The organism is Maribacter sp. UBA3344 (assembly GCF_002362375.1).
Classification (GTDB): Bacteria; Bacteroidota; Bacteroidia; order Flavobacteriales; family Flavobacteriaceae; genus Maribacter; species Maribacter dokdonensis.
In genome coordinates this window covers 29,057-41,600 of sequence record NZ_DERI01000024.1, presented here as the reverse complement: position 1 = coordinate 41,600, position 12,544 = coordinate 29,057, and the positions used below count along the sequence as shown (strand labels likewise).

11 protein-coding genes are annotated in these 12,544 nt (G+C 30.3%); all 11 read right to left on the bottom strand.

What is annotated here, in order from left to right; translation table 11 throughout:
• Positions 1-16: 16 nt before the first annotated feature.
• The 11 genes from B2Z27_RS14765 to B2Z27_RS14715 all read right to left on the bottom strand — a co-directional run bounded on the left by B2Z27_RS14765 (position 17) and on the right by B2Z27_RS14715 (position 12,474).
• Entirely contained in the window at positions 17-1,732 is a 1,716-nt protein-coding gene (locus tag B2Z27_RS14765; RefSeq protein WP_286814216.1) for a carbamoyltransferase family protein, read from the bottom strand.
• A 26-nt stretch (positions 1,733-1,758) separates the two neighbouring features.
• Positions 1,759-2,670: an NAD-dependent epimerase/dehydratase family protein gene (locus B2Z27_RS14760; protein ID WP_286814215.1), complete on the bottom strand. Its 912-nt coding sequence runs from the start codon at positions 2,668-2,670 to the stop codon at positions 1,759-1,761.
• Positions 2,667-3,440 (bottom strand): glycosyltransferase family 2 protein, encoded by a 774-nt coding sequence (locus B2Z27_RS14755; protein WP_286814214.1) that lies wholly within the window; start codon positions 3,438-3,440, stop codon positions 2,667-2,669. Before B2Z27_RS14755 ends, B2Z27_RS14760 begins: the two co-directional genes overlap by 4 nt.
• A gap of 16 nt (positions 3,441-3,456) precedes the next feature.
• Positions 3,457-4,536 carry a glycosyltransferase family 4 protein gene (locus B2Z27_RS14750; protein WP_286814213.1) on the bottom strand — a complete coding sequence of 360 codons (1,080 nt, stop codon included), beginning with the start codon at positions 4,534-4,536 and terminating at the stop codon, positions 3,457-3,459.
• A 79-nt stretch (positions 4,537-4,615) separates the two neighbouring features.
• Positions 4,616-5,839 carry a glycosyltransferase gene (locus B2Z27_RS14745; RefSeq protein ID WP_286814212.1) on the bottom strand — a complete coding sequence of 408 codons (1,224 nt, stop codon included), beginning with the start codon at positions 5,837-5,839 and terminating at the stop codon, positions 4,616-4,618.
• 5 nt (positions 5,840-5,844) lie between these two features.
• Positions 5,845-6,876, bottom strand: a complete 1,032-nt coding sequence (locus B2Z27_RS14740; RefSeq protein WP_286814211.1) for a hypothetical protein — start codon at positions 6,874-6,876, stop codon at positions 5,845-5,847.
• Positions 6,877-7,075: 199 nt separating this feature from the next.
• The gene (locus B2Z27_RS14735; RefSeq protein WP_286814210.1) at positions 7,076-7,945 is read right to left on the bottom strand and encodes a glycosyltransferase family 2 protein; all 870 of its coding nucleotides are present in this window, start codon (positions 7,943-7,945) and stop codon (positions 7,076-7,078) included.
• A gap of 40 nt (positions 7,946-7,985) precedes the next feature.
• Positions 7,986-9,176 carry an O-antigen ligase family protein gene (locus B2Z27_RS14730; protein ID WP_286814209.1) on the bottom strand — a complete coding sequence of 397 codons (1,191 nt, stop codon included), beginning with the start codon at positions 9,174-9,176 and terminating at the stop codon, positions 7,986-7,988.
• A gap of 21 nt (positions 9,177-9,197) precedes the next feature.
• On the bottom strand, positions 9,198-9,905 hold the full coding sequence (locus B2Z27_RS14725) for a CatB-related O-acetyltransferase (RefSeq protein WP_286814208.1): 708 nt from the start codon (positions 9,903-9,905) through the stop codon (positions 9,198-9,200).
• 2 nt (positions 9,906-9,907) lie between these two features.
• Positions 9,908-11,035 carry a glycosyltransferase gene (locus B2Z27_RS14720; protein ID WP_286814207.1) on the bottom strand — a complete coding sequence of 376 codons (1,128 nt, stop codon included), beginning with the start codon at positions 11,033-11,035 and terminating at the stop codon, positions 9,908-9,910.
• Positions 11,023-12,474, bottom strand: a complete 1,452-nt coding sequence (locus tag B2Z27_RS14715; protein ID WP_286814206.1) for a lipopolysaccharide biosynthesis protein — start codon at positions 12,472-12,474, stop codon at positions 11,023-11,025. The genes B2Z27_RS14720 and B2Z27_RS14715 overlap by 13 nt, the downstream gene beginning before the upstream one ends.
• Positions 12,475-12,544 lie beyond the last annotated feature (70 nt).

Below are 12,544 nucleotides of genomic sequence, written 5' to 3'. Positions count from 1 at the left end.
TCCTTGTGGTTGAATATTATCTTTCTACAACGATATTTTCCATGACCAAAACATCCATAGCCGTTCTTTCAAAACAAGCATAGGCTTCAGCTGGCGTGTTCACTATTGGTTCATTTTCGTTGAATGATGTATTAAGAAGAATAGGAACACCTGTCTTCTGTCTAAAGGCTTCTATTAAGTTGTAATACCTTGGTGAAACCACTTTATCTACACTTTGTAATCTACCTGTACCATCAACGTGTGTAACAGCAGGTATTTCTTTATGTTTTTCTTTTTTGATAGGAAAAACTTTTTCCATGAACGGCACATTTGAATCATATTCAAAATACTCTCCCACATATTCCTTTAAAATGGACGGAGCAAAAGGTCTAAAACTCTCTCTACGTTTTATTTTAAGATTCAATAATTCTTTAGCTTTCTCATTTCGCGGATCGGCAATAATAGATCTATTACCTAATGCTCTTGGACCAAATTCAGCCCTACCTTGATACCAACCTACTACAGAAGGTACAATTAGCTTATCTGAAATGTAATCATACAATTCCGCATCTTCCATTTTTTTATACGAAACACCTTTGCTCTTTAAATATGCTTCTATTTCATCATTATTAAAATGAGAACCAGTTGAAGCAGATTTTTGCTCTCCGGCTCTTGGAAAGTCTAAAGTTTGATTGTAGTGGTATAGTGCCGATCCCATTGATATACCGGCATCATGACCTGCTGAAGGTATATATAGGTTATCAAAATCCGTATTTGCAATTATTTTTCCGTTTGCAACAGAGTTTTGGGCAACCCCACCTGCAATACAAATATTTTTACTGCCCGTAGCTTTTTGCAAATGGTTTGCCATATGAAAAATTACATCTTCAGTGGCTGTTTGAACGGACTTTGCCAAATCTTTATGATACTGCGTTAACTCTTCTTTTGCACCTCTAGGTGTTCCAAAAAGCTCTTCGAATTTTTTAGTGAAGAATGGCTCAACTATAGGTTGATTGTTTTCATATAACGCTTTAATCTCTCCAAAATATTGTTTTTTCCAAGTCCAAAGACCTTTCTCTTTGAATTTGATCAATTTCTTTACCTTGTCTACATATTTTGGTTCTCCATATGGAGCGAGACCCATTACTTTATATTCGTCTCCATAATGAGGGAAACCTAAAAAATGAGTGAATGCCGTATATAAAAAACCTAATGAAACCGGATAATCTATAGAATCTAATACTTCAATTTTATTGCCTTTTCCATAAGCGAACATTGTAGTTGTAAAATCACCTGATCCATCAATTGATATAATGGCAGACTCTTCATACGGGCTAGCAAAAAATGCCGATGCTAAATGGGCCCTATGATGCTCAACGTTAACTAATTTGGCATTGATAATATCTTGAGGAATATTAAAAGCATTTTCAAATTGTTCGGCCATAGAAGAAATATCCTTTCTATTTTCCCAACGATTTTTTAATAATGATGTTCCGGTCTTTAAATTAGTAAGGGCATATAAGGCCTTCTTGTCAATTTTAGCTTTAGGGTCTCTACCTAAGGTGATATAATCTACCTCTTCTAAGGTAGTATTGGCCTCTTTTAAACAAAACTTAATGGCCTCGGCAGGAAAGCCGGCCCAATGTTTTATTCTTGTAAAACGCTCTTCTTCTGTAGCGGCAATTAATTTACCATCAACAAATATAGCTGCTGAAGAATCTGCGTGATGTGTGTTTAATCCTAAAATTATCATTATTTATAGTTTAAAATGGTCTTATTTTAATTTATCCAAAACTCAACGTTCGTCACTACCTTTTTCGGTCGCCAACCAACTGTAGTAGCCTTATTTGAACTGAACGTTAAATCAGTTGTCATTTGTTTTAATTTTTTTGTTGAAAAAGGAGCCTCTTTTTTTAATATCATTTCAATGAAATCTCCAGTTTTCGCAATTCCTTTGGCTAACCAAAGAGGCATATTTTTTACTTTTTGTTTGTTCTTGGTTTTTGAAATCACATCTGATAATTGATGAAAACTTGCATTAAAACCATCAGTTAAATTATATACGCCACCAATAGTAATAAGCTCTGTTGAAAATTCAGCTAAATCTTCCGCTAAAACTACGGATCGTTTTGCTTTTCCGTTATCAATATTAAAATATCGTCCCTTTTCAATTCCGGTAATCATCTTACCTAAATTTCCAGGAGCATTTTTTCCTACAATTAAAGGAGGTCTTATAATAGAAACAGTAATCTTCTGCTCAAAGCCCCATTCAGTAATAATTTTCTCAGCTTCAATTTTTGTTTTTCCGTAACTATCCGTGGCTTTTAATTCGTTTTTTTCTGTAATGTCTGATCCGTCTTTAGCACCGTAAACTGCAACACTGCTAATGAACATAAATCCTTTTATTCGTTTATTCTCTAAACCTTTAAGAAGATTAGCTGTTCCATTTACATTTACTTTATAAAAATCTTCTTCATCGGCCTTCGTTTTGGGTATACTATGCGCTTTACCGGCAATATGAATAACATAATCTAAATCTTCATCAATTTCAGGTACCTCTTCTTTAATGTCACATCTTATATCACTATTGTCGCCTCTGCCCAAGGTTAATACATCATGCCCTTTGCCGTTCCAATGTTTAACAAAATACCTGCCTAAAAACCCGTTACCACCTGTTATTAAAACTTTCATTTGAGAAATTGTTTTAATTTAGGTAGCAATCTATATATCGGGTATGCAGCTGAGACTTTCAAGTCATTAGCTTTAAATGCTTCAACGCACTCTTTATTTCCTTGTAAAATATTTTTTAAACTTTTATTGGTAGCACCACCAAGTCTCATTCTAACCATTGGTGAAGGTATGTATTCACCTTTTATCTTATTACCTTCTAAAAAGCGAAGCATTAATTCAAAATCGGCTGCAAGACCAAAATTTAGGTTAAAATATCCTAATTTCTTGTAAACAGAATTTCTTACAAAAAAAGATGGATGTGCAGGATGCCAACCTTTTTTAAATGCATTTTCTTTGTAAGGTCCAGTTATCCAATTTCTAACAACTTTGTCTGTATTTAATTGCTCTACATATACTAGGTCGCCATAAACACAATCTATACTAGGATCTTCAAAGGCTTTGACTACACTTTGTATTACTTCATTAGAATTATAAAAATCATCAGAGTTTAAAATGCCTACTATTTCACCATCCGCTAATTTTAATCCTTTATTCATAGCATCATAAATGCCATCATCTTTTTCTGAAATGATTTTAGAAACTCTATTCGGCATATCTTCAATTATAGAAACCGTATTGTCCTTAGAGTTGCCATCTATTATGATGTGCTCAATATTTTTATAGGTTTGGTTATCTATACTTTTTACACAGTCACTAATAAATCTAGAACTGTTATAAGTACCGGTTACAATGCTTACCAATGGTTTTATATCTTGCTTTTCTGTGTTCATTACAAAATTTATAAACTTATTGGTTTATTAATTCTTTATAAAAGTCAAATGTTTTTTGAAATGTATTTTTCCACGTAAACCTTTTGACATTTTTTAGACCTTTTTCAACTAAATTATTTCTGTAGTCATTATCCAGTAACAATTTTATTTGACCTGCTATTAATTCTGGGGACTCCTCTTCAAGTAAAATACCGCTATCTTCTACAACTTCTGGTATAGATGAGGTATTCATAGCAATTATTGGACAACCTGCGCTTTGAGCTTCTAATAACGGAAGTCCAAAACCTTCATAGGATGAAGGGTATACTAAACAAAGTGCTCTATTATAAAACTCGTTCAGTTCTTCATTCGAAACACCGCTAAAATGTACGTAATCATCAACTTGCAATTTAGAATTAATGAAAACTTGTTCTTTATCTGTTAAAGGGCTACCACCAATAATGGCCAAAGGTAAGCCACTTAATTTACTGGCCCTAACCGTAAGGTTAAAATTCTTGTATATAGCTTTTCGGTCTCCTACATATAAAATAAAGGGTCTGCCGTTAAAATAATCTTTGCTACTTAACTCTTTTTTCTCAATTTGATAAAAATGTTTTCCAACACCGTGCGGAATAACTACTGTCTTCTTTTCAGCTAACTCTGGAAAGAAGTGGAGCATATCTCTTTTAGTATTTTCGGATACGCAAATTATACCATCTGAATGTGCTAAAGCTTTTCTTTTTTGATTGGTATGAGCATATAATTGAATGCCAGTGAAAAAATGTTCATAGGTAAAATCATGAACAGTGGTGACATTCAAATGTTTAGAATTCTTTGAGTATCTATAATAGCTAGAATGAAATATAGCTTGTTTGTTTAATTGAGCAAGTTTAGGATTAGTATATCTACCAACCAAGCCAGGACTTTTTCCTAATTGTCTAAAGTTAGAAAGATTCAATTCTTGCCTAAAAATGTTGGAAGATTTTTCTGAATCATCAAATAAATATATGTTTAAGTCCTCTTCTTCTTTGATTCGTTTTAAGATTTGATACCAATAATTTGATATACCCCCTGCATCTTGTAAAGAAAATATAATGTTATCTAAAATTAAGTTCATTAAAGGACTTTTTCAATTTTCAATTATTGATTTTGAAAATATTAGTTTTTATTATAAGGCTAATACGTAATGTCTAACGTTAATTTAAAAGAGATTGGTATAGTTCGTCGTACTTTTTTAACTGAAAATTTTTGTCGAACTTCTTAATTGCATTATTTCTAATGGTTTCCGAATGCTCTTTTTTAAATGTAGCGCCCATTTTGTTGAATACTTTATATGCTTCTAAATAATTTCCTTGTTCTATTATAGCGCCATTGTAGTCTGTTATTTCTTCTACACTACCTCCTGTATTATAGGTAATTACCGGTGTGCCACAACAAAATGCTTCTAAGTTTGTGGTAGGGTAGGTATCCGCATATGTTAAGTTCATAAATACATCCGCCAATGAGTATAACTGAATCAATTCTTCTTTAGAATCGGTTCTTTCTATTCCAATAATATTTTCAGGTAATACCTCTATCTGTTGTTTTGAAAGACCTACAAGTATAATTTTTTCGTCTTCTTTTAAATGGGTTGCAATTTTTATAAAATCTTCCCATCCCTTGGTTTTGTCCCAAACACTTGCAACACCTAGTATAATTTTAAAATTGTTCCAACCTTTTTCAATTTTATGAGCTGTAGTGTTTTTAGGCTCAAAAGTAGAAACGTCTATACCATTTGTTATGGTATGAATAGGGTAGTGGCGTAAAAAGGATTGTTCTACCTTAGTGCCCAACCATTTAGAAACCGGTACCAACGTTAAGTTTTTTACTCCCGTAAAAGATGCTTTCTTTTGTGCGAAATTTTTTGAAGAACGATCTACCAACCAACTTTTAGGATACGTATACGTTAGTGGACATTTGGTACAGGCCGTCTTATATTTTTCACAATCAATATATTCAAAATGGGTACAGTGCCCAGTAAATGACCAACAATCATGTAAGGTCCATACTACTGGTATATTTGTTTCTTTTATAAATTCAAATAATAATTCATAATTAATATAATATCCGTGAATATTATGCAGGTGAATTAAATCTGGTTTTAAAACTTTCAGCTTATTTAAAAAATGCTTTGTAGCTTTTTTAGAACCAAGGCCATGTTTGTCAAAAAATCGGGTATTTAATATGTGCAGATAGTAGTCCAGCTTTGTTCCTATTTGGTAGGTGCTGTTATTGGTATCTCTATGTATAGGACCATGTGCAATATGAGGTTCATTTTCATGAGACGCTAGATAATCGCTAATGTTCACACAAATTTTACCGGTAGAACCAAAATTAGATTCTACATTTATTTGAACTATATTTTTTTTGCGTAATGCCAAACGTTCTATTTAGTTTTTAGACCCACCATCATTAAAAACTTTGATCCAAAATCTTTGAACATGGCAATATAGTCTTTCTTGTAGTTAGATTTTCTTAATAATGCATCGTGTACCGTTTTCAAGTATTCATCTTCTGGTAACAAAGTAAAATCATTTCCCTTGGTAAGCATACCAAATAATTTATCTAAACCGGTATTCTTTTCATTTGGCAGGTGCCAAATGGCAAGGTTAACGTCATTTGGCTGTACATTTCTAAAATAGTTTCTGTTCGTCCACAAACGTTTTATGTACTTATCCATACCGGCCATTAATGCTTTGTGTTTGTAAAAGTAATAACTAAGTACGTGGGCTTCTTCATTAAATTTTATTCTTCCTTCTTTGTGTCGCTTTAACATGTTGTCAAAAAGTTGAGGAAAATCGTTTGAAACATTTTTGATAAAGGCTCCTTTGGCAAATAGAAGCTCACCGCCGCTATAATATGGATTTTGGTCTACCACCACGCCAAAGTCCTTGAAAATCTCTTTCATGTTATCACCGCTGACCCCATGGATCATATATTCTGTTTCATGGTCTACTACGTAGGTAATAGCCATTTCTTCTGCCTCTAGTTCTTTAAAGGCATTATCCATTGGTTGGGTGAAAATACAATCGGAGTCCAATAGTAGAAAGCCATCCTCATCTTGCATACGGGTAGCCATGTGATCAATAATGGAGAATTCAAAATATTGGTTTCTAAATTTACCAAAGTAGTTATTCGGTAATGGATATTTATTACTTAATGTAATAACCTCAATACTATTTTCTTTAAAAAAGATGCTTAAATCCATACCGTCAATGGTAGGTATAACAGCAGTATTCGTAAATAATAAATGAGTAGCATTTTTATTGAACCGCAAAGAAGTTTTAAAAAATAGAACTATACAGCGCCAATAAACCGCTTGAAACTCTGGTGTAGTAGAATCTCCTTTATTGTTTGGATATTTTGACTTTTCAGATGATGAATCTAAATAAACCCAGGTGGCTATATATTTTGTCATGCTTTTATTTTGAGACAAATTTTAGATAAAAAAGACGAATACTAAGTATTAATCGGTATATAGAATATTTAATAGATGTAAAGCTTTTATAATGTCTGTAGATTAATTTTCTTACAATAAAAATGAAATCTATAGCCTAAATTAATTTGCTTATTCTAAAGCTATTAAGTTTTAAAAAATAGTTTTCACCAATGGTTGTTTATCTATTTATTCTTAACCCCTTAACGTAAATTGAGGGCATAAATAATTTTAAACCTGCACTAAATAAAACAAAAGGAACACGTAAAGGAAAGTGCCGTAGCATTAAATTAAAATTAGATGTAAAGTCAAGTGCTAAAGGACTTTTTAATAGAGCAAGTCGTTCAGAAAATGTCTTTTCTGGAAAGGTCATATATATATCACTGTGATCATCTGTGCAGGTACCTGAATAGTTAGGTGTAATCAACACAGGGATATTTTTTTGGATAGCTTTTAGGGTGTAGTCATAATCGGCGACACCGTGTATATAACCTTCAGAGAGTATGCCTATTTCATTAACGACCTCTTTAGGTACTAACATAATATTAGCATTGCCCAACTCACAATTTTGAAATTTTCCGTTTGGTGTAAGAAAGTGATACTTGAACATAAATTTGTTAGTGAGTTTAGCTCCACCATAGCTTATTTCTTTAGTATTTTCATCATAGGTAGAACCTAAATAAATACCTTGGCGACCAAATTGTTTAAGACTATATTCATGAGCGCTTAAAAGCTCTTGAAATACGTTTTCAAAGACATTGGTGTCATCATTTAAAAGTAAATAGGCATCAAAATTACCTTTTAAGGCTTCTCTCCATGAATTACGCATACCACCTGCCCAATATAGATTTCCATTACCTTGAAGTATAATTGCTTCTGGATATTTTGCTCTTACTGCTTCCCCTGTACCATCCGTAGAGCCATCATCGGTTAGATAAATTTTAAGACTTATTTGATCAGTAAAGGTATTATAGGCAAGCATCAGTCTATGAAGTGCTTTTAACGTCTTTTCTTTTCTGTTGAAACAAGTAAGAAGAACTGCAATTGTCATAAATTAATTTTGTGAATATTTAAATTAACCCAAAAGCTAATTATTTATTGTTTTGACCTGTTAAACTAAAAGACAATAAGTTTTGATTTATCAAACCTTGAAAAAAGCAAAAGAAAATAAATAATTGTAAAGATCCTTCTAAAATTGGTTCAACAAAAAATTGAAGATAGAATGCTAGTGATAGCACCATTACTATTTTTTTGTATGGAAGAAATGAAATGTGCTTGTTAGATATGCTATTTTTTGTATTTAATAATGAACGTAAACTAAACAGCACTAATATTATGAATGCTATTACTGTTCCTGATCTAGCAACATCTAGCCATAAATTATGTGAATATCCAAAATCACTAATTTCCCAACCTAAGGGCTTATCTATTAAATTATCTAATGATTTTGTCCATCTTTCGGTTCTTCCTCCTGCAGTACTTGCGCCATATTTTTTACTGTCCATTCTATCTGCATACGCAGATAGAAAATCAGATTTTTTATTTATGGTTAAGTATGTAAAGGATATAAATGTTAATGAAACAATGGTAATGATAGATATTACTTTTTTAACAACATTTTGCTTAGAAATAGAGAATAAAATGGATATAAATAAAGTTAGTAATGAAATACCTATTTGAGTCCTACTACCTAGTCTTAATACAGCCAAAAGAGATAGAATATAAACTATTATTAAAATAATGTTTTCCCTCAATAATTCTTTCTTAAAATTAAATACTAATAAAGCCGGAATACACATATTAGCAAATAAATATGCAGCCATTCCTGTTGCGGTAACTGGTTCATTTGACCAAATCATTGAAACATCTCTATTGATTTGAACAAATCCGTTTTGAATTATATTTAAATGAATAGATACAAGAGCAATAATGGAATAAATTATAGAAATTATAATTAAAAATTTATATGACTCTTCTATATTATCTATTTTTTTGCAAATATGTTTTCCCAGTAAATAAAACGTGGGAGGAAATAGAAGATATATAAATATAAATTGAGAGCCTCTTATAGGGTCAAAGCTATAAAAGATGGCATATACCGTAGAAAATAAAGTAAGTAATAATACATCTGTATCTAGTAGTGATTTTAAAACATCCCCAGATAGGAAAAAGTAAATAAAAATTAAATACCCGAATAAAAAACCATAATAAAAAGGATCGATTAGATATATCACTAAAAGAAAAAATGGTACTAGCCCTATTTTATTAATAATTTTAAACATATTAATTTTAGTTAATGATAATTAGTTGTTCTTTTGTTTAATGAATTGTTTAATATCTGTAAATTTATCTGAATTTTCTTCAATCCAATTTAGTGATTTATTCCACCATTTAAACTTTAATAAGAAATCAATTTCATCTTTTTCAAACCTTGTTTTTATTGGTTTTGCAGGGACTCCTCCAACAATTGTATAAGGCTCCACATCCTTATTAACTAAGCTATTTGATGCTATGATTGCACCGTCTCCAATTTTTACTCCATCTAAAATTGTTACGTTTGCTGAAATCCAGACATCATTTCCAACGTTAATAGAATATTCATTTGAATTGGATACATTCTTAGAAAATTCTTGAAATTTATTTTTTGAAACATAACTTAAATTCACTTGTTTTCTAGTCGAGAAAAATGCAGGGTGGGTGCTAACAAATTTAGATGTAGGGTGGTTGCCATAGATACATTTTAAATTTGGTCCAATAGAACAAAATTTACCAATTTTAATATCTTGAAGAAATGAATTTTCAGAGATATATGTACCAAAACCAATATAAGATGAATATAATTCAGAATTTGAATAAAAGGTATTGGTTCCTTCAAATATTGAAGATTTTGAAACTATAACACCCCAATTAAATTCAAGATTTTTTTCTTTTTTTAACCGTGAAAGATATAGAAAAGTCCATATTTTTAAAACAAAAGGACTTTTTGCAATTTGGTTTTTTATTTTTCTCAAAATTAAGAATTAAATGTTTTTACGAAAATTTTTAGCTGATTAATGGGATTCCATTTTTCTTCAATTAATCTAAATGCATAATCTTTAGTTGCAGTTTTTTTGGAATCACCTATATTAATCCAAATTCTTATTTTTTCAATTAAATCTGTCAAATCATTCTCTTTAAAGAAACTACCAGTTAAATTATTTTCTATAACTTCAAATTCTGGTCCATGTTTTACAAAATTATCATGAGTAATAACAGGACAGCCATATGTTAAAGAATGAATGGCGGATAACCCAATGTCACCTGGAGTGACATTTACATTAGAATTGTAAAAAAGTTCAGCAAGTAACTTTTCTTCGTAGCAGGGTCCATAAAACCAAACATGCTTATTTATTTCTAGTTCATCTACTAATTTTGGAATACTTTGGTCGTCGACTTCTGGGCCAACGATAACTAAATTAACTTTTGTACCTTTTTTAATCAAACTATTAGTGGCTTCAACCAATAAATTTAATTTTTTAGAATATAAAATTCGACCTACATATATTATAATTGGATAATCATTATTAAAATAAGATGTGAATATATCGGTGCTATTTAAATGTTTTCTAATTTCTAATTGTTCAGTATAATTTAGCGAATTATAAATTGGAATTATTTTATCCTTTTCGTAATTTAAACTTATCATATTCTGTTTTGCTCTATCCCCGTAAACAAAAATTTTATATGGCAGTCTATGAAATAATCTTTCGAACCAATAATACTTATTTTTATTTAAATCCTTAATTCCGTGCCCCCAAATAAATACTTTTTTATTTAAAAATTTAGCTATAATCAGTATTAACCAATTGGATAAAATAGAGGGTTCACCAATTAAAAGGTAATAATCAAATTTTTTGAAAATCAAGCTTACAACTCCATTATTCCACATAAATGTTGTTCCCAATATCCATTTATTCGAAAAGACTTTCTTAAAACCTTTTAGGTTATTATAATTCATTTGTTTAACGGGACTAATTACTTTATCCCCGATGTAAAATGAGCAAATAAATTCATTGTCTAACATTGTAAAAATAGAATCTCTGTAATGAGGTGCGTGATTAAGAATACAACAAAGAGTTTTTTTAGAAATTATTTTTTCCATATAGCTTGTTTAACTTTTTTTGACAACCTGTCTATCTCATTATTTCCGAATAATTTAGAAATAGTATAATATATAATTGTAAAAAGAATTGTTGAGGATAATATTTTTAAAATGTTATTGTCCATTATACTAAATAGTATTAATGAAATAATGGCTAAAAAAGCACTTATTAGTATTGGTACTTTTGAGTCGTTAATTTGTTTAAAAGCTCCATACTCCATAATCTTACCAGGATAATAAGTGTTTATGAAAAAATGAACTATTGTAGCTAATAATTCAGCAATTGCTATCCAAACAATGCCAAATTTTAAAGAAATTAATAAGAATACAATTCTTATTAATAATTTAAAATATTGTTGTTTTAAGACTAAGTCACTTCGTCCTATAGCATATAATAAATTAATGTTTACCCCTGAAATAATTGTGATTGCTCTAGCTATACAGATAATGCCCATAATTGGTGCAGCTTCAATCCATTTATCAGTAAGTAATAAAATGATAATAGGCTTGGAGTTTACTGCTAAAAATATAAAAAAGGGAAAAATTAGTACAGATGAAACTTTTATAATATTTCTAGTTTGAGATACAAGTAATTCTTTGTTGTTTTGAATTGATGATAAGCTTGGCAGTAAAACACTGTTATATATTGAATATATAGATCCAAAAATCATATCTGAAAATTGACTTCCTCTTGTATAATAACCTAAAGATTTTACTGAAAGGTATTTTCCTATAAATAATGAGGTAATGTTATTAACTATGTTATTTAATAGAGAAGATATTAACAATTTAGACCCAAATGAGAACAAACTATTAAAAGAATCTTTAACAAATTTAAAGTTAGGTCTCCATTTTACAAAGGACCAAATTATTATAGCAATAAAAAATGTTTTTAAGATTGTTTGCCATATAATAGCCATTTCTCCATAATCATTATAAGCAAGATAAATTGCGATAATTCCGCTTAGTACAGTAGCAATAATGTTAATTTTTGCTAAAGACTTAAAATTCATTTCTATAGTTAGAAGTGTTTGTGGTATTAAGCCAATTGCTTGGAAAAATAAAGTAATAGATAATATGCGTACAAATTTTGTTAACTCTTCAATTTCATAATATTCTGATATGAATGGGGCGAATAGCCATATAATTACAAAACAAAATATGGCGACCAGAAAGTTAAAAGTAAAGACGGTATTAATATCGTTTTCTGTTCTATCTTGTTTTTGAATTAACGCAGCACCAAAACCACTATCAATGAAAACCTGAGAAAATGATATAAAAACTAATAATAAACCTACGGTTCCATATTCTTTAGGCGTAAGTAGTCTAGCTAAAATGATTCCTATGACAAAAGAAACACCTTGTACGGAGAACTTTTCCAAAGTACTCCAAAGCATTCCTCCTAATATTTTAGAATTAAAACTGGCTTTTTGACTCAAATTTATTCTTTATGAGGGTGCTTGTTAATTAATTTTGCAAGAATATTAAAATCTTTTTCAATTTAGCAGT

Bases quoted from the DNA above. Each gene is read 5' to 3' on its own strand.
- B2Z27_RS14765 (WP_286814216.1), bottom strand. From the start codon at position 1,732: ATGATAATTTTAGGATTAAACACACATCACGCAGATTCTTCAGCAGCT.
- B2Z27_RS14760 (WP_286814215.1), bottom strand. From the start codon at position 2,670: ATGAAAGTTTTAATAACAGGTGGTAACGGGTTTTTAGGCAGGTATTTT.
- B2Z27_RS14755 (WP_286814214.1), bottom strand. From the start codon at position 3,440: ATGAACACAGAAAAGCAAGATATAAAACCATTGGTAAGCATTGTAACC.
- B2Z27_RS14750 (WP_286814213.1), bottom strand. From the start codon at position 4,536: ATGAACTTAATTTTAGATAACATTATATTTTCTTTACAAGATGCAGGG.
- B2Z27_RS14740 (WP_286814211.1), bottom strand. From the start codon at position 6,876: ATGACAAAATATATAGCCACCTGGGTTTATTTAGATTCATCATCTGAA.
- B2Z27_RS14735 (WP_286814210.1), bottom strand. From the start codon at position 7,945: ATGACAATTGCAGTTCTTCTTACTTGTTTCAACAGAAAAGAAAAGACG.
- B2Z27_RS14730 (WP_286814209.1), bottom strand. From the start codon at position 9,176: ATGTTTAAAATTATTAATAAAATAGGGCTAGTACCATTTTTTCTTTTA.
- B2Z27_RS14720 (WP_286814207.1), bottom strand. From the start codon at position 11,035: ATGGAAAAAATAATTTCTAAAAAAACTCTTTGTTGTATTCTTAATCAC.